This is a genomic window from Lacinutrix cladophorae, from assembly GCF_053604645.1.
Genome location: NZ_JBSHNR010000121.1, coordinates 457,873 through 484,222, shown reverse-complemented (window position 1 = coordinate 484,222; position 26,350 = coordinate 457,873). Strand labels below are relative to the sequence as shown.

At 32.6% G+C, this 26,350-nt stretch carries 14 protein-coding genes; 5 read left to right on the top strand and 9 right to left on the bottom strand.

Translation table 11 applies throughout. From position 1 onward, the window contains the following. Positions 1-21: 21 nt before the first annotated feature. The 9 genes from ACVC3Y_RS15135 to panC form a co-directional block, all read right to left on the bottom strand. A complete protein-coding gene (locus ACVC3Y_RS15135; RefSeq protein ID WP_303421047.1) occupies positions 22-402 on the bottom strand; it encodes a TraR/DksA family transcriptional regulator in 381 nt (126 codons plus the stop codon). Positions 403-406: 4 nt separating this feature from the next. Beyond that, positions 407-3,811, bottom strand: coding sequence for an isoleucine--tRNA ligase (gene ileS / locus ACVC3Y_RS15130; RefSeq protein WP_452227346.1), 3,405 nt, complete (start codon positions 3,809-3,811; stop codon positions 407-409). Between the two features lie 117 nt (positions 3,812-3,928). Beyond that, positions 3,929-4,324: a T9SS type A sorting domain-containing protein gene (locus ACVC3Y_RS15125; protein WP_452227345.1), complete on the bottom strand. Its 396-nt coding sequence runs from the start codon at positions 4,322-4,324 to the stop codon at positions 3,929-3,931. 161 nt (positions 4,325-4,485) lie between these two features. Continuing rightward, positions 4,486-8,490, bottom strand: a complete 4,005-nt coding sequence (locus ACVC3Y_RS15120) for a LamG-like jellyroll fold domain-containing protein (RefSeq protein WP_452227344.1) — start codon at positions 8,488-8,490, stop codon at positions 4,486-4,488. 378 nt (positions 8,491-8,868) lie between these two features. Then, entirely contained in the window at positions 8,869-13,209 is a 4,341-nt protein-coding gene (locus tag ACVC3Y_RS15115; RefSeq protein WP_452227343.1) for a LamG-like jellyroll fold domain-containing protein, read from the bottom strand. A gap of 178 nt (positions 13,210-13,387) precedes the next feature. Continuing rightward, positions 13,388-14,746: a DNA repair protein RadA gene (gene radA, locus ACVC3Y_RS15110; RefSeq protein ID WP_303421058.1), complete on the bottom strand. Its 1,359-nt coding sequence runs from the start codon at positions 14,744-14,746 to the stop codon at positions 13,388-13,390. Between the two features lie 72 nt (positions 14,747-14,818). Further along, positions 14,819-15,967: an alpha/beta hydrolase gene (locus ACVC3Y_RS15105; RefSeq protein ID WP_452227342.1), complete on the bottom strand. Its 1,149-nt coding sequence runs from the start codon at positions 15,965-15,967 to the stop codon at positions 14,819-14,821. Between the two features lie 126 nt (positions 15,968-16,093). After that, positions 16,094-16,444 (bottom strand): aspartate 1-decarboxylase, encoded by a 351-nt coding sequence (gene panD, locus ACVC3Y_RS15100; protein WP_303421062.1) that lies wholly within the window; start codon positions 16,442-16,444, stop codon positions 16,094-16,096. 13 nt (positions 16,445-16,457) lie between these two features. Next, on the bottom strand, positions 16,458-17,306 hold the full coding sequence (gene panC / locus ACVC3Y_RS15095) for a pantoate--beta-alanine ligase (RefSeq protein ID WP_452227341.1): 849 nt from the start codon (positions 17,304-17,306) through the stop codon (positions 16,458-16,460). Between the two features lie 194 nt (positions 17,307-17,500). Here panC and ACVC3Y_RS15090 point away from each other — a divergent pair, with 194 nt between their 5' ends. From ACVC3Y_RS15090 to ACVC3Y_RS15070, 5 genes are all read left to right on the top strand, one after another. After that, positions 17,501-18,310 carry a glycogen/starch synthase gene (locus ACVC3Y_RS15090; protein ID WP_303421066.1) on the top strand — a complete coding sequence of 270 codons (810 nt, stop codon included), beginning with the start codon at positions 17,501-17,503 and terminating at the stop codon, positions 18,308-18,310. A gap of 14 nt (positions 18,311-18,324) precedes the next feature. Beyond that, positions 18,325-19,950: a DUF4270 domain-containing protein gene (locus ACVC3Y_RS15085; RefSeq protein ID WP_452227340.1), complete on the top strand. Its 1,626-nt coding sequence runs from the start codon at positions 18,325-18,327 to the stop codon at positions 19,948-19,950. A 6-nt stretch (positions 19,951-19,956) separates the two neighbouring features. After that, the gene (glmS, locus tag ACVC3Y_RS15080; RefSeq protein WP_303421070.1) at positions 19,957-21,804 is read left to right on the top strand and encodes a glutamine--fructose-6-phosphate transaminase (isomerizing); all 1,848 of its coding nucleotides are present in this window, start codon (positions 19,957-19,959) and stop codon (positions 21,802-21,804) included. A 174-nt stretch (positions 21,805-21,978) separates the two neighbouring features. Next, positions 21,979-24,711, top strand: a complete 2,733-nt coding sequence (locus ACVC3Y_RS15075) for a TonB-dependent receptor (protein ID WP_303421072.1) — start codon at positions 21,979-21,981, stop codon at positions 24,709-24,711. A gap of 11 nt (positions 24,712-24,722) precedes the next feature. Next, a complete protein-coding gene (locus ACVC3Y_RS15070) occupies positions 24,723-26,228 on the top strand; it encodes a G-D-S-L family lipolytic protein (RefSeq protein WP_452227339.1) in 1,506 nt (501 codons plus the stop codon). Positions 26,229-26,350: the final 122 nt, after the last annotated feature.

The following is a 26,350-nucleotide window of genomic DNA, read 5'->3' as shown; positions in this document are numbered from 1 at the left end:
AGGAGATTCTATTTTTAAATTTTATTGCAAGTTTTTAGCTTCAATACTTAAAGTAGCATGTGGCACTAATTTTAAACGCTCTTTAGCGATAAGCTTTTTAGTAACACGACAAATACCATAGGTTTTATTTTCGATACGAATAAGTGCATTTTTTAAATCACGAATAAACTTTTCTTGTCTAATTGCTAATTGCGAATTCGCTTCCTTACTCATGGTTTCACTACCTTCTTCAAAAGCTTTAAACGTTGGTGATGTATCATCTGTACCATTATTATGGTCATTCATATACGCACTTTTAATAAGCTCTAAATCGTGTTGTGCTTTTTGAATTTTTTCTTGTATTAACTCTTTAAATTCAGCTAAATCTTTATCTGCATATCTTACGTTTATATCTGTTGCCATAGTTTTAATGTTTTGTAATAAATAATTTGGTATTTATAGCATCAAAAGCAATTTCTATACCATTATCTATTTGTTCTACAATTTCTAACGTTTCGGTTAAGGTTTCGGTTTTAATATACTCTATATTAGTCTCTACTGCCTTTACAATTTGGTCTTCTTTTTGAAGCTTCACATCTATTCTATCTGTAACTTCAAATCCAGAATCTTTACGTAAATTTTGAATACGGTTTACGAGCTCACGAGCAATCCCTTCTTTACGTAATTCTTCGGTTATAGTAACATCTAGAGCAACGGTTAAATTACCTTCATTTGCTACCAACCAACCTTCAATGTCTTGTGATGTAATTTCTACATCACTGAGTTCCAAAGTAATACTTTTTCCGTTAACTTCCACATCTAAAACACCATTTTGCTCGATTTTTTTTATGTCTTCAGCGGTAAATTTCTGAATTTCTCCAGCAATCGCTTTCATATCCTTTCCAAAACGAGGTCCTAAAGCTTTAAAATTAGGTTTTATTTGTTTCACTAATATATCGGAAGCATCATCTAAAAGCTCTACCTCTTTAATATTTACTTCGTGTTTTATTAAATTAGCAACTGCTAAAATCTCTTCCTTTTGTTGGGTTGAATCTACAGGAATCATAATTTTTTGCAATGGCTGACGCACTTTAATTTTTTCTTTAGCACGTAACGATAAGACTAAAGAAGAGATTGTTTGTGCTGCTTCCATTTTACGCTCTAAAGATTTATCGATATAAGCAGTATCACTTTTTGGAAACTCCGCCAAATGTACACTTTCAAAACTCTCTGTGCGTGTAGTTTTTGTTAAGTCTAAGTAAAGTCTATCCATAAAAAATGGTGCAATTGGCGCTCCAAGTTTCGCTATGGTTAACATACAAGTATATAAGGTTTGATATGCCGAAATTTTATCGGTTTGGTAATCTCCTTTCCAGAAACGTCTTCTACTTAAACGCACATACCAATTACTTAAATACTCTTGTGTAAATTCTGAAATTGCTCTTGCTGCCTTTGTTGGTTCATATGCTGCATAGTAATCGTCTACTTTTTGAATTAATGTATGCAATTCGGAAAGAATCCAACGATCAATCTCTGGTCTTTCTTCTAAAGGAATATCTGCTTCTGCATAACTAAACTTATCAATATTGGTATATAATGTGAAGAATGAATAGGTGTTATATAGTGTTCCGAAGAATTTACGCTTCACTTCTTCAATACCATCGACATCAAATTTTAGATTATCCCAAGGGTTTGCATTAGCAATCATGTACCAACGCGTTGCATCTGCTCCATAGGTCGATAAGGTTTCAAAAGGATCTGTAGCGTTACCTAGACGCTTCGACATTTTTTGTCCGTTTTTATCTAAAACCAATCCGTTGGAAACTACATTTTTATACGCTACCGAATCGAAAACCATTGTTCCAATAGCATGTAAAGTATAAAACCATCCACGTGTTTGGTCTACTCCTTCTGCTATAAAATCTGCTGGAAAGGATTTATTTTCGTCAATTAATTCTTTATTTTCAAAAGGATAATGCCATTGTGCATAAGGCATAGAACCAGAATCGAACCAAACATCTATTAGATCGCTTTCGCGTTTCATAGGTTGTCCGCTTTCAGAAACTAATACAATTTCATCTACTATATTTTTATGTAAATCTATTTTCGCATAGTTTTCTTCGGAATTGTTTCCTACTTCAAAATCTGCATAGATATCTTTTGCTAAAACTCCTGCGGAAACTGCTTTTGCCATTTCAGCTTTTAGTTCTTCTACAGAACCAATACAAATTTCCTCTTTACCATCTTCTGTTCTCCAGATTGGTAGTGGAATTCCCCAATAACGAGAACGGGATAAATTCCAATCGTTTGCATTCGCTATCCAATTACCAAAACGACCTTCTCCTGTCGATTTTGGTTTCCAGTTAATACTTGTATTAAGCTCATGCATACGACCTTTAACATCTGTAATTTTTATAAACCAAGAGTCTAATGGATAGTATAATATCGGCTTATCTGTACGCCAGCAATGTGGATAACTGTGTTTGTATTTCTCAACCTTAAAGGCTTTATTTTCTTCTTTTAACTTAATAGCAATTTCTACATCTATAGAACGCTCTGGAGCTTCACCATCTTTATAGTACTCGTTTTTAACGTACTTACCTCCAAACTCTTTCATTTCTGGTCTAAAACGACCTTGTAAATCTACAAGAGGCACTAAGTTATCATTATCGTCTTTTACCAATAATGGTGGTATTTCTGGTGTGGCTTGCTTAGCAACTAATGCATCATCTGCTCCAAAGGTTGGTGCTGTATGTACGATACCTGTACCATCTTCTGTAGTTACAAAATCTCCAGAGATTACACGAAAAGCATCTTGAGGATTATCATTTGGCAAAGCGTACGGTAGAAGTTGTTCGTATTTAATACCAACAAGATCCTTTCCTTTAAAATCTTTTACTACGTAATAAGGTATTTTTTTATCCCCATTTTTATATTCTAAAAGCGCTACTTTTTCTTCAACTCTTTTAAACTTACCATCAAACTGTTTGTTTACTAGAGCTTTTGCCAAAATCACATTCATAGGTTGAAATGTGTATTGGTTATAGGTTTCCACTAAAACATAATCTATTTTTGGTCCAACCGTTAATGCGGTATTACTTGGAAGTGTCCAAGGTGTGGTAGTCCAAGCTATAAAATGAATATCTCCTTCGTTTTGTAAAAAGTCGGGCAAGGTATTTTCTATGGCTTTAAATTGCGCAACAATAGTGGTATCTGTAACATCTTGATATGCTCCCGGTTGGTTTACCTCATGCGAGCTTAAACCTGTTCCTGCTTTAGGTGAATATGGCTGAATGGTATAGCCTTTATACATTAAATTTTTAGAATAAATCTCTTTTAGTAACCACCAAACCGTTTCCATGTATTTAGGTTCGTAGGTAATATAGGGATCGTCCATATTTACCCAGTATCCCATTTTATTGGTAAGATCATGCCAGATATCGGTATAACGCATTACTGCTTTACGGCAAGCAGCGTTGTAATCTTCGACAGAAATAGTTTTACCAATATCTTCTTTCGTAATACCTAGTTCTTTTTCTACACCAAGTTCTATAGGTAAACCATGTGTATCCCAACCAGCTTTACGCTTTACTTGGTAGCCTTTCATGGTTTTATATCGCGGAAAAATATCTTTAATAGCACGAGCTAATACGTGGTGTACACCAGGTAATCCGTTTGCTGAAGGAGGTCCTTCGAAAAACACATACGGTTTTGCACCTTCTCTAGTGGTTACACTTTTTTCGAAGATGTTATTCTCTTCCCAATAGTTTAAGATTTCGTCTGCAACATTTGGTAAGTTAAGTCCTTTATATTCAGGAAAAGTCGTGCTCATTTTATCATTTTCTTTTAAGAGTTGCGAAATTAATGAATTTGTATGAATTTGTTAAGTTTATAAAAAAGAAAAGCCTCTGAAATTTCAGAGGCTTTTCTTTTTATTATATAAAACGACTTATATTTTGATAAGTTTTTTTGAAATTAAAGTCTTATTTCCTTCTGTAATTCGCATAAAATAAACACCATTACTTAGCTTTTCTAATCCATTAAAATGTATTTCACTTTGGGAATTAGTAACCGATTTGTTACGAATAATTCTACCTTGTAAATCAAGTAACGTGATGTTTAATTCTTGATAATTAAATGGAGAAGGCAATTTAACTACTACATTCTCTTTCATTGGATTTGGATAAACAGAAACAGCAGATAAAGTAATATCTGAAGTAGATAATGTATTATTGATAATATTTACGGTATAATCTTCTACTTCACCATCGGAAGCGTTATTAATCCTATTTCCACAAGATTCATGACCATTACAATAAATTAATATAAAAAAATAATTTGTCAATTAAACGCAAAAAATTCGTTAAAATGTAAAAATGAATTTACTAAATAAAATAGGATTTTTTCTTTAATCCCATGTAACTTCTAAAATCACTACCTGATTTATAGGCATAAAAAAAGCCAAAACTTACGTTTAGGCTTTTTCAACTAAAAACTAATAGCTAATTATTCGATAATTATCTTTTTATCTAAGATTTGATTATCCTTCGTTTTAATACTTACAACATAAATTCCAGTTGCTAATTGACTAATTGGCATTCCATTTTCTAGCACATTGTTAGATAGGTTTGTTTTTTTATAAACTGTTTGACCTAACATATTCATTAAACTTAGGTTGCTTACTTCTGCATTTAATCCTTTTACATATAATAAGTCACTGTTGTTATTATAATAAATTACGGTATTGTTATTTGCTATCACTTCTTCTGTACTTAATCTTTGATTTTCTTCAAAAACTATTTCGAATCTTTCATTGAATTGTCCAGCTTCTGATGTGAAAGTATATGCAACATCTTGGCGTAAATTAAAATATATATCTGTAAGATTATCTTTTAAGTAAATTTCTTGACTTTCTTCTATATTATCTAATGCAGTTAACTTAATACTATAACTATTATTTCCAGATGTTTTTAATGCTAATGGCACTACTTTATCCGCTGTTATTTCAGCATAAGATTGTATAGTCATATATTCACCATCTAATAACAGATTTAAATCGTCATGATTACTATCTGTATTTCTTGCTTCGTATCCATAATCGTAAGCATCTGTAGTGATATTACTAAATCCTAATAACAATTCTCTTCTTGTAGCCTGACCGTCTAATGCTTTAAATTCTAATCTTAGTTTTCGCATGGTTGGCCCATAAGAAATTACATCTGCACTATTCGTTTCATTGGTTTCTCTAAAAAACACAGAACCGTTATTTAAAGATCCATCTGCATCTGCTTCTTTAATAAAAACACGCTGTCCATTATTAAACTCTACGGATCCTGTGTTTTTTATTTCTGCCATAAAACTCTGTCCTACTGGTACATATTTTGTTGGCGTTTTAGTACCATCTTGTGATCCATTATTTAAGCCTTCTGCACCAACAAATTGATATGCTCTTACTGCTCCCGTTTTATTTACTTGTGCATAACCACCTTCGTATTCTGTTGTAACATGTGAAATTCCTGACCACTGTTGCCATAGTTGAATACTACCATCTAAAACAGCTTCATTATCATCTAAAAACTTATGTATATCTATTGCTGATGCATAAGGGTTACCTAGAAGATATTCCGTTTTAGATACTGCAGGTACAGACCCAGATCCTCCAGCATCAGCTACGCTTATTTTTATAGTTCCATTGTTTGGTTTACCTTCAAAAATATATTGTTGCTCTACACCTGTTCCTTTATGAATATAACCAACACCCGGGTTAATATTTGTACTTGGTGTTACGGTTCCCCAATCATAATAAGTCACACCATTTTCGTAAGTATACATCCATCTAGTACTTAATTTGTTTATTTGATGGTTTGCACTTGTAAAAGTCATATTATCCCCATCACTATCTTTTAACATACTAAGACTAAAGGCTGTATTATTACCATTATGTTCAGAATTATTATCTATAAAGGCCGAAACACCCGTTACACCTACTGGAGAACTCCAATAGTTATACCAGTAATAGCTTGATGCACCTTCTTGTCGTCTTAATATTTTTCCTTCGGAAGAAGTTACTAAATCACTATTTTCTGTTTGTATTAATTGCGAATCATTTTGTAAATCAATAATTCCGTCTAGCTCTAAATACCAACTATTCGCTACTTGGTTATTATTTTTTATTTCTAAAGTTTTATTGGCATCTACAAACAATCCAATATTCTTTAATTCATGCGTTGCGTTTACATTATTTTTAACATGAACAATACTCCAATCTTTATTACTTGCAACATCTTCTATATCCCAAACATCTCCATGTAACCATGTACTTTCTTCTGTCCAAGCTCCATTAGCATTAGAAACATAAGGCATAGGTGCTGTTTGCTCCTGAAGAGAAGTTATATTATGAAGCTTCAGATTATTTTCATTTGATGAATAATCTGAAGTTGCGCTATTATTAATATTAGACATTGGGTAATATCCTTTTAAATTATTCCAAGATACTTTTGATGAGGTATTTAAATCTTCGATATCTTTTGGTATGATAGTACCTCTTAAAACTCCTGAGTTATTTTTAATTTCCTGATATACCATTTGTTGGATTTGCTCGTCTGATAATGCAGCATCAAAAATTCTTACTTCATCAATATCTCCATTAAAATGCCCAAAACCAGCGACACTTGTGTTTGTAGGATATCTTCCAATAGTAAATTCTCTTTGAGAATAAATATGTGGAGTACCATTATAATTTTCTGTTAATAATTCGGAGTCTAATTTTGTATCTGTTGTTGTACCTACTAATTCTCCATTTAAATATAATTTAACTGTTTTATCTTCAGAATTAAACACACCAGCTATATGGTACCATAAATGATTTTCTAGTTTAACATCTAATAATGGATCTGGTTGTACTTGAATATTATTTGAAGGATAATTACTAGAAGCTGTAATTTGGTCTTGAGTTAAAACATAAAAGGATGGTGTTCTACCTCTAGTTATGTACAATCTCATGTTTTCTTGTCCAGCAATACTATATAGATTTGGAAGACTACCCTCTGAATTGTATTCGATTTTAACCCAGCTCATTATTGTACCATTTGTCCAATTAGTAATAAAAGGGTTTGTATCTAAATAATCATCTACTCCATCAAAATCTAAAGTAGCATTTTCTAAATAAACATCTACATTATCTCTATAATCTAAATCACCACCATTAAATAAATCGCCATCGGTATCCGGTAAAACAGATAAGTCTGTAGGTTCATTTATTTCATCGTTAACATCATAGTAGTCATTTGTATTACTACCTTCAAATGTATTATCTAAACCATCAGTATCTGTATCATTGTTTGATATAGTATTTGCCATACCATTTTCTTGAATATCTGGAATACCATCATTGTCTGAATCTAAATCTAAATAATCAGGTAAATCTGTACCATCTGTATTAACTGGAATTATACCTGTCCCGTAATTATTCCATAAACCAGGATATGCCCCAGTAGTATTTACTGTCCCGCTTGGTGCGATATAACCAATAGTTGTTTGCGCTTCAATATTATCTGGAATACCATCATTATCATCGTCTAAATCTATTTGACTACCACATAAAAAACTATAAGCAAAGGTGTCAAATCCATGAGGATCATGAGTAGACGTTGCTAAACCACCTGCAATAACAATATGTCTTACCGAAACTTTACTTACTAAGTTTTCTGTTACAAATCCTATTGTATTCTCAATATTCTGCCCTGCTCTTAAAGATCCTTTTAAAACACCATCTGCATCAAAAATATCTATATTTCCAGTTGCATCATTTCCAAAATAAGTATCACTAAAATAAGCAACTAACTCATCGTCGGCATATACTTCATAATTAACTGTAGCAGAATCGGAATTCGTGTCATAAATATCTACCATATCAAAACTAAAAGAAGCTACGGGTTCTGAGAAATTTATGTTTACGGTATAATAATCTCCTGTTTGATTTCCAACTTCAGGATAAATATAAACTCCTGTTCCTACATTACCAGAAACAAAACCTCCCGATGTAGTTGTTCTAAATTGATCAATATCCCAAGATCTGTGTGCGTAATTATCTTCAAAAGACAATACACCGTTAGCAAAAGTACCAACACTAGTTCCCCCAGAACCAGGTGTAGAAGAAGTTAAAGGAAAAGAATATTCATTTAAACCGTTTAACACCGTTAACGCTTGTCCTTTATCATAAACCTCTTGTTGAAAACCAGATTCTTGGTAACCTAAACCATTCGTATTATTCCCTATAACGAACATATCATATTCGTTTTTAGACCAGGTTATTGCGTCTGATTTTGGCGAAGCTGCTCCAGAAACTGCAGGACACTCAATGATATCTAGAATACCATCATTATCATCATCAACATCGATACTGTTTAAGACACCATCATTATCGATATCTTTTATGTTTTGAGAATATGAAAGGAAACTAAACGCAAAAAGGCTTAAAAAAAGCACGCAGAATTGTAATTGTTTAATCATAACTTGTAGGTTTCATTTTAAATACAACAGCATAAAATCAATTTATATGCCAAGTATTTAATTTGGGTTTATAGTTTGTAATAGTTTGGGACTATTTAATTTTAAATATTAAAATCTTGAGGGAAGATTGCTAATCAACACATGCTAAATAGTTTTAAACTAGTAGCAAAATTATTGTAACAGGAGTCAAATTTGATCTTTTAGTTTCTACTAAATAAATTTAATCGTTGATCTGTAGAAATAACCTACAAACGGTTGATTTACAATTAAATCATTACAATTAAACCACTTAAAAACAGAAAATGAATATTTTTAATAGAACAAAAAAAGCTTCATTTTATTGATAATGAAGCTTTTAATTTGAAAATTAAATTCGTATTACTCAATAACTATCTTTTTATCAATAGCTTTATTTTCTTTTGTTTTAATACTTACTATATATATTCCGGTTGCTAATTTGTTTATTGACATTCCGTTTTCTAAGCTTTGGTTAGATACGTTTGTTTTTCTATAAACGTTTTGTCCTAACATATTTGTTAAACTAACATTGCTTGCTGTATTTTGTAATCCTTTTGCATATAATAATCCGGTTGTATTGTTATAATAGATCACTGTATTATTTAGTGCTGTTACTTCTTCTATACTTAATCTTTCTTCTTGTTGAAATACAATCTCAAATCTTTCATTAAACACACCTGCTTCTGATGTAAATGTATATGCTAATTCTTGACGTAAATCAAAATAGGTTCCTGTAAGATTATCTTTTAAGTACACCTCTTGATCTTCGTCTAGGTTTTCTATTTGTGTTAATTGTATGGTATAACTATTATTCCCTGTAGTTTTTAATGCTAGTGGCACTACTTTTTCATTGGTAATTGCTGCATAAGATTGAATCGTCATATACTCTCCATCTAACATTAGGTTTAAATCATCATGATTATCATCTGTATTGATGGCTTCGTATCCATAATCATAGCCATCTGTTGTGAATGTACTAAATCCTAATAACAATTCTCTTCTTGTTGCTTGTCCATCTAATGCTTGAAATTCTAATCGTAATTTTTGAAGCACATGTTCTTCTCTCTCGTTATTGGAAGCTGATGTTCTAAAAAATACAGAACCATTAGTTTCTGATCCATCTGCATCTGCTTCTTTTACAAAAACACGTTGGCTATTTTTAAATACTACAGAACCTGTGTTTTTTATTTCTGCTATAAAACTTTGTCCTACTGGTAGGTATTGTGTTGGCATTTTTGTTCCATCTTGTGAACCATTATTTGCGCCTAAGCCTCCCACAAACTGGTAAGCGCGTACACTTCCTGTTTTGTTTACTTGTGCATAACCACCTTCATACTCGGTTGTGGTATGTGAGGTACCTGACCATTGTTGCCACAGTTGAATACTTCCTCCTAATACGGATGCATTATCGTCTAAGAATTTATGAATATCTAATGCGGATGCATATGGATTTCCTAATAGGTATTCTGTTTTTGAAACCCCTGGTACAGACCCAGATCCTCCTGCGTCGGAAACACTATGCGTTATGGTTCCATTATTTGGCTTCCCTTCAAAAATATATTGTTGCGCTGCTCCTGTTCCTTTATGAATATAACCAATTCCTGGATTTATTTCTGTGCTTGGCGTTACTGTACCCCAATCATAATAGGTTACGCCATTCTCATAAGTGTACATCCACCGAGTACTCAACCTATTCATTTGATGGTTAGCACTAGTAAACCTTACTAAATCTCCGTTTCCTTCTTTTAGCATGTTTAATTGAAACGATGTATTATTGGTGTTGTTTGATGTTGTATTGTTATTTGTAAATACTGTGGAATTAGTACTTCCTACTGGAGAACTCCAGTAATTATACCAATAAAAACTAGATGCTCCTTCTTGACGTCTTAATATTTTTCCATTTGCTGAGGTTACCAAATCGCTATACATCCCTTGAACTAATTGTGAATCGGCTTGTAAATCTAGTGTACCATTTAATTCTAAATACCAACTATTAGAAACTAGGTTGTCACCATTCATTGTTAACGTTTTATTTGCATCAATAAATAAACCTAAACTTTTTGCTTCATGTGCTGCGGTAATGTTGTGTTTTACTTCAACAACACTCCAATCTTTATTCTTGTCTGTGTCTGTAATATCCCAAACGTCACCATGCAACCAAGTGTTTTCATCTCCCCATGCACCATTGCTTGAAGAAACATAAGGCATTGGTGCTGTTTGCTCTTGAATAGTATTAATATTATGAAGTTTTAAATCATTAGAATTTGAAGAAAAATCTGAAGTAGTACTATTTACAATATTTGTCATTGGGTAGTACCCTTTTAAATTACTCCAAGAAACTTTTTGAGACGTATTTAAATCTTCAATGTCTTTAGGAATAATAGTACCTCTTAAAACACCTCCGTTATTTTCAATTTCTTGATAAACCATTTGTTGAATTTGTTCATCCGTTAAAGCGGCATCAAAAACTCTTACTTCATCAATATCTCCATGAAAGTGACCAAAACCAGCTGTACTTGTGTTTGTTGGATATCTTCCAATAGTAAATTCTCTTTGGGAGTAAATATGAGGTGTGCCGTTATAGTTTTGGGTTAATAATTCAGAATTTAAATTTGGGTCAGAGGTTTCTCCAACTAATTTTCCGTTTAAGTATAATTTTACCGTTTGATCTGCTGAGTTAAAAACACCTGCTAAATGATACCATAAGTGATTTTCTAATTTAATATTTAGTAATGGATCTGGTTGTACTTGAATGTTGTTAGAAGGATAATTACTAGATGCCGTTACTTGATTTTGAGTGATTACATAAAATGAAGGTGTTCTACCATTAGTAATATATAACCTCATGTTCTCTTGACCAGCAATACTGTATAAGTTTGGAAGGTTTCCATCGGATGTATGTTCAATTTTTACCCAACTCATAATAGTACCACTGGTCCAATTTGTAATGTATGGATTGGTATCTAAATAATCATCTACACCATCAAAATCTAATGTCGCTTTAGGGATACGAACATCTATTAAGTCTCTATAATCTAAATCACCACCATCACTTAAATCTCCATCGGTATCTGGCAAAACAGATAAATCTGTTGGATCTTCAATTGCTTCATTTACATCCCAAATTAAATCAAGTATTGTTGTTGTTTCAAAAGCATTATCTAAACCATCATTATCTGCATCCATATTAAGAACAACATCAGCCATACCATTTTCTTCAACATCCGGTATTTCATCATTATCTGAATCGGTATCTATATAATCTGGAACACCATCTAGATCTGTATCTTCTGGTATGATACCATTTGGATAAGCCGAGTTGACTCCATTAAAAGAATCTATAGTACCACTAGGACTAACATAACCTACAGTAGGTTGCGCTTCTATATTATCTGGAATACCATCATTATCTGCATCAATATCTAAAAAATCAAAACCATTAGAATACTCTGTGTTTATTGGTGTATTCCCTGAACCAGCAGAACTAGGAACACCTATAGTATTTGGCGCTAATCCAACAGATCCATCTGCTTTCCCATCATAATTAGTATCTAGACCTTCAGACTCAACAACATCAAAAATCCCATCATTATCACTATCCGCATCAAAATGATTAGGAACACCATCAGTATCAAAATCTAGATTTTCACAAATACCAAAGCTATTTAAAGTACAAAAATCTGCATCTTGATAATTTGGAATTCCGTCGGTATCATGATCTGCTGAAGGGTCAATACCGTTAGATTCTGTAGAATCTAAAATCCCATCGTTTTCATCGTCCAAATCATCAACATCACTAAGTCCATCTTTATCGTGATCTGGAAGCGTTAAAATAAACAACTTTCCATCTCCATGATCTGAAGATGCTGCTGTTAAAACAGCTTTAGTAATTGTAGAACCTGTTGGAGCAATATCATTAAGATAAAACAAAGCAATACCAATTGTACCGCCAGTTTCAACAACACGATCACTTAACCAATAATCTGAAGATGCACTAGGCGCATTTATAGTACCTACAGTACCAAAGTTATTAACACCTCCTGTTCCACCATGCCCGTAACTTGTCACGCCATCTGTATTAACAAATGTTTCCCCTAGGCTTTGTTCTGTCCCGCCATTAACTGGAATTCCAAAAAACTCAATATGATAGCAATTATTTGCGTTACGTTCTGTAATTGCAATTACACCACTTGAACTTGCTGCTATACCAGATCCGTAAGATAAAGTTTGTCTTTGTGCAACAGTTGTTTGTTCTGCAGTATAATCATCACAAATATTTTGTCCATTACCATTATTTTCAAAATAATGGTTCAAGTTTAAAGATTGATACGCAGCTAAAGCGGAAGAATTCCAAGTAGCACTAGCACTTGTGTTTTCTATTTTTGGTCCATTTAATCGAATCCCATTACTAGCATGACCATTTGGTCCAACTTGTGTTAACTCATAAGCATTAGGAACTCCAAATTGAAAATACACATTACCATTTACGGCAATTGCCTGAATTGTAGCAGGATCTGTTTTTGTCGTTTGAGAATCATTCCATTGAAAAGTTACTCCAGATGTTATGCTTGTTGCATTCGTTTGAGAGAACACATATATATGCGTAAAAAATAATACGCAAAAGAATAAGCCTTTAGAATAAACTTTAGATAAACTGTTTAAAGTGCACAAGTGTGCCTTTAAGTAGGTGATTATTTTCATGATGTCTATAGATTTGGGATCTAACAGTCCAAAAATAAATAGACACGAAGTAAAAGCTTCATTTTTCAATCAAATATTCGTTGAAAAACCCTACTTTATCGGTCATCTGTTTTTTTTTTCAAAAAAAACAGATGAAATACAAAGAGCTATTAATCAACACAATACCAAAATGTTTTTTTTATAAAATAAAGTCTACCAAATCTTCAATTTTAGAGATACATTGAATTTTTATAGATGTATTTTTAAGTGTTATAGTGTTATACTTAGAAACAAATATTGTAGAAAACCCTAATTTTTCTGCTTCTAAAATTCGCTGTTCTACCCGTTGCACAGGCCTAATTTCGCCAGACAAACCAACTTCTGCGGCAAAGCAATAATCTTTTGGTAGTGCTTCGTCTTCATTTGAAGATAAAATTGCAGCAACAACAGCTAAATCTATTGCTGGATCATCTACAGATATACCTCCTGTTATGTTTAAGAATACATCTTTTGCGCCAAGACGAAAACCTGCTCTTTTTTCTAAAACTGCCAAAAGCATATTTAATCTTTTTGCATTAAACCCTGTAGCGCTTCGTTGTGGCGTACCGTAAACAGCTGTACTTACTAATGCTTGAACTTCAATCATTAGCGGTCTTAAACCTTCAATAGTAGAAGCTACCGCATTACCCGATAATTCTTCGTCTTTTTTAGAGATTAAAATAGCACTTGGGTTAGACACTTCTTTTAAGCCAGAACCTTGCATTTCATAAATACCTATCTCATTGGTAGATCCAAAACGATTTTTATTAGCTCGTAAAATTCTAAAGATATGATTTCTGTCACCTTCAAATTGCAAAACAGTATCTACCATGTGTTCTAAAATTTTTGGCCCTGCTATATTTCCATCTTTTGTAATATGACCAATTAAGATAACTGGTGTTGCTGTTTCTTTAGCAAATTTAATAAGCTCTGTAGTACACTCTTTAATTTGTGAAATACTACCAGAGGAAGATTCTATATAATCACTATGCAGTGTTTGAATAGAGTCTACAACCACAATATCGGGCTCTAGTGCTTCTATTTGCTTAAAGATGTTTTGCGTTTTTGTTTCGGTAAGAATAAAACAAGTATCGTTGTTTGCATGAATACGTTCTGCTCGCATTTTTATTTGTTTCTGACTTTCTTCACCAGAAACATACAAAGTTTTAAATGGTAGTTTTAATGCTATTTGAAGTAATAACGTACTCTTACCAATTCCTGGTTCTCCTCCTAATAAAATTAATGAACCTGGAACAATACCACCACCAAGCACGCGATTAAACTCATTATCAAAAGTATTTAATCGTGCATCTTCGGAGGCATCAATTGCATTGATGGTTAAAGGTTTTGAAATACGATTTTTAGTAGATGTAGGTGTTTTCCAATCGTTTTTTTCTGGTTTTTGAATTACTTCTTCTACAATAGTATTCCATTCTTTACAAGAAGTACATTGTCCTTGCCATTTAGCGTATTGTGATCCGCAATTTTGACAAAAAAAAGTTGTTTTTACTTTAGCCATGTTTACTTTCCTAGAAAACGGAAACTTTATTAATTACTTATAAATTATTATTACTAAAAACGCTCCCTATTTTTAATACCCAAAATCTGCTTTTATCTCGTCGGATTTCTCAAGCATAAAATCTTTTGTAAGACCCGCTATTTCTTCTAACATAAATGCAGACTGATACGTTTTCATAGCTTTTTTAGGCTCATTTGTTTCTTCGTAAAAACGTGCTAAATAATAATTCCCTAGCATAGTTTCAGGGTACTGCTTACGTGCAATTTTTCCTAATTCTTCGTAGTATTCATACTTTTCGTTTTTATTAATTGCAGCAGATATTGCTTTAAAGTCATTCACTAATATTTGTTTTTTTATTCCGAATAAATCTTCAATAGTTTGATATTTATCTAACAAATATGCTACTGGTGAGCTCTCTAACTTCAGTATGGTTTCTTTATATTCTTTTTTACTTATTGGCTGAAACACTAAGAAAATACTTTCTAATGCTTTTGGTATTGCATGCGCTGGTAATGCGTAATGAGAAGGTCCTTCAAAAGTATTAAAATTGTAAAGCACATTTTTATTATCTACTGCTGCTATGCTTGTATTTAATGTTTCGGTTTTGGCTTTAATAGATTTGACATCATTGGTAGATGTCGCTAAATAGTAAAATAATTTAGTTTCAAAACTTTTTAATCTTTCTGGGATGTAGGTAGACATGTCTGGTGCTAAATCTGGACTTATACTAATATAAGCTTGAAATAACGGCAGTGGCTTTAGCATAAAATAATTAATAAAGTTAGCTGTTTCTCCATGACCTATTGCTACTTTAAAGTTTTCTGTTCTATAGTTTTTTTCTATATGAGGAACAAGTTCCATACCTACAAATTCAAAAAAATCTGCACCAGAATCTAATGGTAATGAACTTTGCTCCGAATAATTGGAGTCGTCTCTACGGGTATCTATTTGATTAACACCAACTACTATTGCTTCTGGCATATCTTCCCAATAGGAATAATAATCAACGTTTCCTGCAACTATTTCAAACATATAATCGCCATCAAAAACAACAATTAATGGATAATTTTTGCTTGTATTATCATCATAACCTCTTGGTAGTTGAATTTTTATTTCGCGAGTATCGTTCAATTTTTGCGAATCGAAAGTTTCATATTGCACTTGAGCGCTAGCAAATTGAAATGTAAAAAAGAAAACTATGACGTAGGTTAATACCTTCATTTTTTTATGTGTTTGAGAATTGAAAATGCAAGTTACAAATTATTTTCTTCAGTTTAATAGATCGAAAAACAATAAAAAAGCCCCCTATATATAGAGAGCTTACTTTAATATTATTGTTAGTTTCCTTTATTTTAAAAGGTTCGTTGCTTCATCTGGAAATACTAAGGACGGTTTAAATGTTTTTGCTTTTTTTAACTTCATAAAAGCATAAGTAATTAGTATGAGTACATCTCCAGGAGACACTAATCTAGCGGCAGCACCATTTAATGTGATTTCGCCAGAATTTCTTGGTCCAGGAATAGCATAAGTTTCTAAACGAGCTCCATTATTATTATTTACAATTTGAACTTTTTCGCCTTGAACAATGTTTGCTGCATCCATTAAATCTTCATCAATAGTAATACTACCAATATAATTTAGGTCTGCTCCTGTAACTTTTACTCTGTGAATTTTAGATTTTACTACTTGTATTTGCATGTGGCAAAGATAATTAATTTAGTGCGATATTGTCTATTAATCTTATATCGTCTGCATAGACTGCAATAAACGCTCTATAGTTTTTTTTGTTTGATTTTCTTTTTACTGTTTTCAGGGTTTTCACATCTGCTATTATAAAATACTCTAACTCTAATAACTGCTGTTTAGCAAACTCTTTAGAAACCCATTCTGTAACTTTATTAGCACTTTTTGTGCCAAACTTTATTTTGGCAGATTGTAATGTTTTATAAATAAAAGGTGCCACTTTTTTATATTCTGGCTTTAGTCTTGTGTTTCTAGAACTCATGGCCAAACCACTTGCTTCTCGATGTATCTTACATCCCGTAATTTTAACAGGAATAGAATACTTTTCTACAAGCTTTTTTATAATTGCTAGTTGCTGAAAATCTTTTTCACCAAAATAAGCATTATTTGGAGTTACTATTTCAAACAATCGCTTTACAATGGTACCAACACCATCGAAATGCCCATCTCTAAACTTACCTTCCATTTCGTGCTCTAAACCATCAAAACTAAAATGTTGTGCTACCACTTTATTTTGATAAATAGCATCTACAGAAGGTGCATAAACGATAATATCTTTAGACAAGGTTTGTAATAATTCTGCATCTGCCTCTAAAGTTCTTGGGTATTTTTTTAAATCTTCTGCATTATCAAACTGCGTAGGATTAACAAAAATACTAACTACCGCTACATCATTTTCACTTAATGCTTGAGCCACTAAAGATAAATGTCCTTGGTGTAATGCTCCCATAGTTGGCACAAAACCAATAGTTTGATTTTTAAGCTTTATTTGGGTAATAAAATTTTGAATTTGTTTTATTTCTGAAAAAATCTTCACTTTTAATAAAAAATTAACGTGTGCAAACTTAATATTTTTACTGGCAAAGTGCATAAAATTTTGTACTTTTGCGTGTTTTTTATTTTGAAATTTTTCAAAAAAACAAGTATATATTACAGCATAAGACTATTTATATAACTATAAAAAGTCTGTTACTAATCACATATTATACAAAAAACATTAAAAATAGCTATATGAAAGATAAGAGGATATTGTATGTATCATCTGAGGTAGTACCTTATTTACCAGAAACCGAAATTTCTTCAATGTCGTTTGAAACACCTCGAATGGTAAACCAACAAGGTGGTCAGATTAGAATATTCATGCCCAGATATGGAAACATTAATGAAAGAAGACATCAGTTACACGAAGTAATTAGACTTTCGGGAATCAACTTAGTTATTAATGATTTAGATATGCCACTAATTATTAAAGTTGCCTCTATACCTAAAGAGCGTATTCAGGTTTACTTTATAGATAATGACGAATATTTTAAACGTAAAGCGACATTAACAGACGAAGATGGAAAATTGTTTCCAGACAATGATGAACGAGCAATTTTCTTTGCAAAAGGGGTAATAGAAACAGTAAAAAAATTAAACTGGTCGCCAGACATTATTCATGTACATGGTTGGCTAGCCTCTTTACTGCCTTTGTATCTTAAAGAATACTATAAAGACGAACCTTTATTTAACGAAAGTAAAATAGTTACATCGATATACAATCAAAGCTTTGAAGGAACGTTAAACAAAGACATGTCTAACAAAGTGAAATTTGATAACGTAGAAGGTAATGCAATTGAAACACTTAAAAAACCAAGTTTTGTAAACTTAATGAAAGTAGCTATTGATTATTCGGATGCATTAATCGTTGGATCTGAAGAACTACCTAAAGATATTGAAACCCATTTAGAAGCATCTAAAAAACCAGTATTAGCATATAAAAACAAAGATGAGTTTAGCGAAGCTTACACCAATTTTTACAACACAGAAGTTTTAAGCTAACAGCATCCATTACTATGAAAAATAAAATTAAAGCCCTTAAATTAATAGGTCTATTCGCACTAATCGCATTGGCTTTTGTAGCTTGTGATAAAGATTTTACATCCTTAGAAAGTGATATTGAAGGATCCCAAAACTTTAATACGGACTCCGCTTATCAATTTGTTCTAACCTATAATAAAAAGATAAACCCTGTACAAACTAACGGTTTATCCGCTAATTTACTAGGTGTTTATAAAGATGACATATATGGTAAAACAACAGCAAGTGTGGTCTCTCAAGTTACATTAAATTCGTATGACCCAGATTTTGGAACCTCACCAGAACTTGTTTCTGTTATTTTATCCATACCTTATTTTTCTACCCTAGAAGAAACCGTTGATGGTGTTTCTACGTATTCTATGACTGAAAAAGATTCTTTATACGGCAGTGAAGATGCTCCAATAAAACTTACAATTAATAGAAACGGATATTTTTTAAGGGATTTTGACCCAGATAATATAGAGGAGTTTCAAAAATATTATTCTAATGCGAATAGTACTATAAACTTTGACAATTATATTGTAGAAACTTTGTATGAAACAGACGGGTCGTTAGAAAAACCTCACTTCTATCCAAGTATCGAAGAAATAATAATAAATGAAGACACAGATGATGAAGAAACATTAACTCCTAGATTTAGACAAGAGCTAGACATGCCAGAAGGTTATTGGGAAAACTTGTTTTTCGAAAAACAAGACATGGCTGAGTTAAGTAATGAAAACAACTTCCAAAACTATTTTAGAGGACTATACATTAAAGCAGAAGCTGTTAATGATAAAGGTAGCTTACTATTACTTGATTTTAGTAACGCGATGATAGAACTTAATTATACAAAACACCAAGTAGTAAATAGTGTCGTTGTTACAGACGATGATGGTAACATTGTTAAAGAAGAGGAAACACTTCAAATAAACTTATCAGGAAATATCTTGAATATTTTAGAAAGTGATGATCCAGATAATACAATTACTACAGCTGCCGAAGGAGCAAATCTAGTAGATGGTGACGAGAGTTTATATCTAAAAGGAGGAGAAGGAGCAATGGCTGTTATCGACTTGTTTGGCGGACCAGACTCTGACAATGATGGTTTTTCAGATGCATATGATGATTTTATAGATACCTATAAAGACCAAAGACTTATTAATGAAGCTAATTTAGTATTTTACGTAGACGAAACTGCTACAGCTAGCCTAAGTGAAATGCAAAAACCTAGTAGAGTTATTATATACGACTTAAAAAATAATGTTCCTATTGTGGATTATTTTTTAGACATTACAAATACAACTACCCCTGAAGAATCTAAAACATTCCATTCTACTCCTTTAGATAAAGAAAGTGAAGATAATGGAAAATATAAGATCCGTTTAACAGAACACTTAAATAATATCCTTTTAAGAGACTCCACGAATCTACAATTAGGATTAATGGTAACTACAAATATAAATGAGGTTTTTCAATTCACTACTTCCGATAGTGAAGACATTATAACATCTGGAACAGTAATGTCTCCAAAAGGAACAGTTTTACATGGTGGTAATGAAAATGTACCATTAGAAAAAAGAGTACAATTAGAAATATTTTATACAGAACCAAAAAACTAAATATTTATGTGTGGTATCGTAGGTTACATAGGTCATAGAGAAGCATATCCAATCATATTAGAAGGGCTTAAGCGTCTAGAGTATAGAGGATATGATAGTGCTGGAATAGCACTTTTTGATGGCGAAAATCTTAAATCATCTAAAACGAAAGGCAAAGTAGCCGATTTACAAAAAAGGTTAGAAAAAGAAATTTCTACTAATGGTAAAGTAGGTATTGGCCACACTCGTTGGGCTACTCATGGAGTGCCAAACGATGTTAACTCTCACCCGCACTACTCCAACTCTGGAGACTTAGTAATTATACATAATGGTATTATTGAAAACTATGCTGCCCTTAAAACAGAACTTACTAAAAGAGGCTATACCTTCAAATCAGATACAGATACAGAAGTTTTAATAAATCTAATAGAAGACGTAAAACTAAAACAAAAAGTAAAACTAGGTAAAGCAGTACAAATAGCATTAAACCAAGTAGTAGGAGCTTATGCAATTGCTGTTTTTGATAGAAATAAACCCGATGAAATAGTTATAGCTCGTTTAGGAAGCCCCTTAGCTATTGGAGTTGGTGAAGGTGAATTTTTTATAGCTAGTGATGCATCTCCTTTTTTAGAATACACTAAAAATGCCATTTATTTAGAAGATGAAGAAATGGCTATTATTAGAATAAAAAAAGATGTTAAAATTAGAAAAATTAAAGACGATTCTATAGTAGCACCTTACGTTCAAGAGCTTCAAATGAATTTAGAACAAATTGAAAAAGGAGGCTATGAACACTTTATGCTTAAAGAAATTCATGAACAACCAGATGCGATAAGAGATACATACAGAGGTCGTCTTCTAGCTAATGAAGGCATAATCAAAATGGCTGGTATTGATGACAATATTGAAAAATTTATTAATGCCGATAAAATAACTATTGTAGCTTGTGGTACCTCTTGGCATGCAGGATTAGTAGCAGAATACATTTTTGAAGACCTAGCTAGAATTCCAGTAGAAGTAGAATATGCTTCCGAATTTAGATATAGAAATCCTGTAATTACAGACAAAGATATAGTGATTGCTATTTCTCAATCTGGAGAAACAGCAGATACTTTAGCTGCAATTAAACTTGCAAAACAAAACGGGGCTTTTGTTTTTGGTGTTTGTAATGTTGTTGGATCTTCTATAGCTAGAGAAACACATGCAGGAGCTTACACACACGCAGGACCAGAAATAGGTGTAGCATCTACAAAAGCTTTTACTACTCAAATTACAGTATTAACTTTAATCGCTTTAAAATTAGCTAAAGCGAAAGGAAAAATATCTAATTCGAATTACCATTATCATTTACAAGAATTAGAGCTTATTCCAGAAAAAGTTGCTAAAGCCTTAGAATCAGACTTACATATTCAAACAGTAGCAAACACATATAAAGACGCAAAAAACTGTTTATATTTAGGAAGAGGATATAACTTTCCAGTAGCACTTGAAGGCGCCTTAAAATTAAAAGAAATTTCTTACATACATGCCGAAGGATATCCTGCAGCAGAAATGAAACATGGCCCAATTGCACTAATTGATGAACAAATGCCTGTTTTTGTTATAGCAACAAAAAAAGGACATTATGAAAAAGTGGTAAGTAACATTGAAGAAATTAAATCTAGAGCAGGAAAAATAATAGGTATAGTAACTGAAGGAGATACCAATGTAAAAAACATAGCAGATCATATTATTGAAGTACCTGAAACTTTAGAGTCATTAACTCCTTTGCTTACAACTATTCCACTTCAATTACTTTCTTATCATATTGCTGTAATGTTAGATAAAAACGTAGATCAACCAAGAAATTTAGCCAAATCTGTTACTGTAGAATAACCAACCCACATTTTACACATACCATATTTTGACCCCTTATTTTTGTGAATTTATTAAAATTTAGTCACAAGAATTGAGAAAATAATATTATGCGCGCATAATTTTCAAAAAACTTCTTAAAGTTTTCATAATATTTAATTATATTGGCTCAAATAATTTAACTAAAACTAAAAAATGAGAACAATTCTTTCAACTTTATTGTTGTTTTTTTGTGCATCAACATTTGCACAAACAACAATAACAGGTACAGTAGTTGATGACAATAACCTACCTGTCCCAAGTGCAAACATTATTGTTGTAGGTGCCTCTGTTGGTACTGTTACCGATTTTGATGGTAATTTCACATTAACAGTAAATCAAAACCCTCCTTTTACACTACAAGCTAGTAGTATTGGTTTTGAGCCTCAATCGCAAGAAGTAACTGCAAACAACCAAACACTTAATTTTATTTTAGCTGAAGGTACTTCCTTAGACGAAGTAGTAATCTCAGCTTCTAGAACTCCAGAACGTATTTTCGAGTCTCCTGTAACAGTAGAACGTTTCGGTTTAAAAGAAATTAAAAATACAGCTTCGGCAGATTTTTATGGTGGTCTAGAAAACTTAAAAGGTGTCGATGTGAATACTAACAGTTTAACATTTAAATCAGTAAACACAAGAGGGTTTGCCACATTTGCTAACACAAGATTTATGCAATTGGTAGATGGAATGGATAATTCTACTCCTGCGTTAAACTTCCCTATTGGTAACCTTGTAGGTATGATTGAAACAGATGTTCAAAGTGTAGAATTGCTACCAGGAGCTTCTTCTGCTTTATATGGTGCAAATGCATTTAATGGTATTCTTTTTATGCGTAGTAAAAGCCCTTTTGACCACCAAGGTATTAGTGCTTTTGTTAAACAAGGTATCACTTCTCAAGAAGCTTCAGGAGACAACCCTTACACAGATTTAGGTGTTAGAATGGCTTATAAATTCAGTGATAAATTTGCTGCAAAAGTAAACTTTGGTTACCTACATGGTACAGACTGGGCTGCTACTAGTGAAGTAGATAGTGATGTATTTGGTGGGACTAGAACAACCAACAAAAACTATAATGGTATTAATGTTTATGGAGATGAAGTATCTGCAAACATTAATGACTTATCAGGAGGTACAGGTCTGGTGCCAGATGTATTTGTAAGTAGAACTGGATATAATGAGCGTGATTTAACAGAACATAAAGCAGAAAGTATTAAAGCAGATTGGGGTTTATATTATAGACCTATTACAGATAGTAATTTCGAAGTATCTTATGTAGGTAAAGTTGGTACTGGAACTACAATCTATCAAGGTACAAACAGATACAACATCGATAACTTTTTCCAACAACAACATAAATTAGAATTAAAAAACGATAATTACTTTGTAAGAGGTTATGTCGTTGCTGATAAAGCTGGTGATTCTTATGATATGGTGTTTACAGGAATTAACATTAACAGAGCTTGGAAAAGTGATGCTGAGTGGTTTGGTGACTACATCAACACCTATGTAGCTGCAACACTAGGTTCTGGTGCTGATGACGAAACTGCGCATGCTGCCGCAAGAGCTGCTGCTGAAAACGGTAGATACGAACCAGGTTCTACAGAATTTAAAAATGCTTTTAATAGAGTTATAAATGATCCTGATTTAGCTTCTGGATCTAAATTTCAAGATGCATCTAAATATTATCATGCAGATGGTAACTATAACTTTAGCCACTTAATAGATTTCGCAGATATACAAGTTGGTGGTTCTTTTAGACAATATGCCTTAAACTCTTTTGGCTCTATCTATACCGATTATGATGGACAAATAGATTACAGCGAATTTGGTGTTTATACACAAATTCAAAAAGATGTAGAATTAAATGAGGATATGGAATTGAAAATAACTGCATCTGCTCGTTATGATAAATCTGAATTTTTTGACGGGTTTATTTCTCCTAGATTATCTTTAGGTTTAACCTTAAACCAAAATCATAATATTAGAGGTTCTATTCAAACTGGTTTTAGAAACCCTACAACACAAGATTTATTTATTGGTTTAGATGCAGGTCGTGCTATTTTAGTTGGTTCTGCTCCAGACAATTTAGAAAGATACTCAAGAGATTTTACAGCAAGTGACGGAACAGTATATACACAAACCGGAGCTGCTGCTTATAACAATTCTTACTCTTCTTCTTCTGTTACTGCATTTGCTGCAACTGGAGATCCTACAGCTTTAAGAACTGCTAACCCTAACCTTGTAAAACCAGAAAAAGTAACTTCTGCTGAAATAGGATATAGAGGTAAATTCAATAAACTTATTGTAGATTTTAGTACGTATTATAACAGATACAAAGATTTTATTTCTCAAGAAGTTGTTATCGCTCCATATTATGGCTCTGTTGCTGATGGTTCTGCAGCTGCTGCAATTGCTAATAGTGATTTTCAAGCCTATAGCGCATATACAAACTCGGATGTAGATGTAAACTCTTATGGTGCATCTATTGGACTTTCAACTAAAGTATTTGGAAATTATGATTTAAGCGGAAGTTATACCTTTACAAAACAAGACTTTGATAGAGATGCAAACCCAGATTTCGAAACAAATTTCAATACGCCAGAACATAAATTCAAAGCCGCTTTTGGAAACACCGAGTTATTTAAAAACTTTGGATTCAATATAGCATATAGATTTAGTGATGATTATTTTTGGGAAGCAACTTTTGGAGATGGTGTAGTACCTGAATTTCATACTGTCGATGCGCAAATAAACTATAAAATTCCTTACTTAAAATCTTTAATTAAACTTGGAGGAACAAACATTGGTGGTAACGAATACTTTACAGCCTTTGGATCTGGATTTATTGGTTCTATGTACTATGTTTCATGGACTATTAATAACTTATAAAAATTAGCAAAATGAAAAATATAAAATATATACTACTATCTGCTGCCCTTATTGGATTCACAGCATGTAATGATGAAGAAGATTTCGAAGAATTCTTAGACAATCCTACAGAAGAAGTAGTACTTCCAACCTTAACCGCTGGATCTGCAAACTTTTCTAATTATGTGTCTATAGGTAATTCATTAACTGCTGGTTATACAGACAACGCTTTATTTATAGCAGGACAACAAAACTCTATGCCTAATATGTTATCGCAAAAATTTGCGTTAGTTGGTGGTGGTGCTTTTACACAACCATTAATGGAGGATAATATTGGTGGTTTATTATTTGGAGGAATGCAAAATGTAGACGGAAGCTTTGGGCCTAGATTATATTTTAATGGTGCAGGACCTGCTGTTTTACCAGCAACTTCAACTACCGAAGCATTTGCACCTACATTAGGAAGCCATAATAATATGGGAGTTCCTGGCGCTGCAAGTTTTCATTTATTATATGATGGTTATGGAAACCCTGGAAACCTTTTAACTACTCCAGCAACAGCAAACCCTTACTATGTAAGAATAGCATCTGCTCCAAATGCAACAGTACTAGGAGATGCTTTAGCACAACAACCAACATTTGTTTCCTTATGGATTGGTAATAACGATGTATTAGGATATGCTACTTCTGGTGGCGATACTACTTTAGGAGCTATTACACCACAAGCAACTTTTGATGCTTCTATTGGCGCTATAGTTGGTGCTTTACAAACTTCTGGTGCACAAGGTGTAATGGCTAACATTCCATATGTAACAACAATACCACATTTTACAACGGTGCCTCATAATCCAGTTCCTCTAGATGCTGCTACAGCTGGAGCTGTAAATAATGCTTATGCTGCGTATAATGCAGGATTACAAGGTTTAGTAGGTATTCCTCCTGTAATGTTAACTCAAGAAGAAGCAGATAGGAGAATGATTAATTTTGTTGCAGGACAAAACGCTGTAGTAATTATGGATGAAAGCTTGTCTGACATGACTATATATAGTGCTGCATTAGTAAACATGCGTCAGGCTACTGCTGATGATTTATTAGTATTACCGAGTTCTAATTTTATTGGAACTGAAGCAGTACCAGGTAACCCACTTACAGTAAATGGTGTTGCAGTTCCTTTAGCAGACAAATGGGTTTTAACACCTGAAGAACAAGATGAAATTAAAATTGCTACAGATGCATTTAATGCAACTTTACAATCTGCTGCATCTTCAGCAGGATTTGCTTTTGTTGATGCAAATGCTTTAATGCAACAATTAGATAATGGTGGTTATCCTGAAGGCGGTTTTAATTTAACTTCAAGCCTAGTTACAGGTGGTGCTTTCTCTTTAGATGGTGTACACCCAACTGCAAGAGGTTATGCTTTATTAGCTAATCAATTCATGAAAGCAATAGATACAACTTATGGTTCTAACTTTGAAGCTTCAGGTAATTTATTAGATATAGGAGAGTACCCAACAAACTATCCTACTACACTTCAATAATTTATCTTAAATTTATATAAAAAACACCTTCAAATTGAAGGTGTTTTTTTATGCTTAAAAATCTACAAATTTTGATATATTTTTTAAATTAAAACCACTATATTTGCAGCGCGAAAAACCTT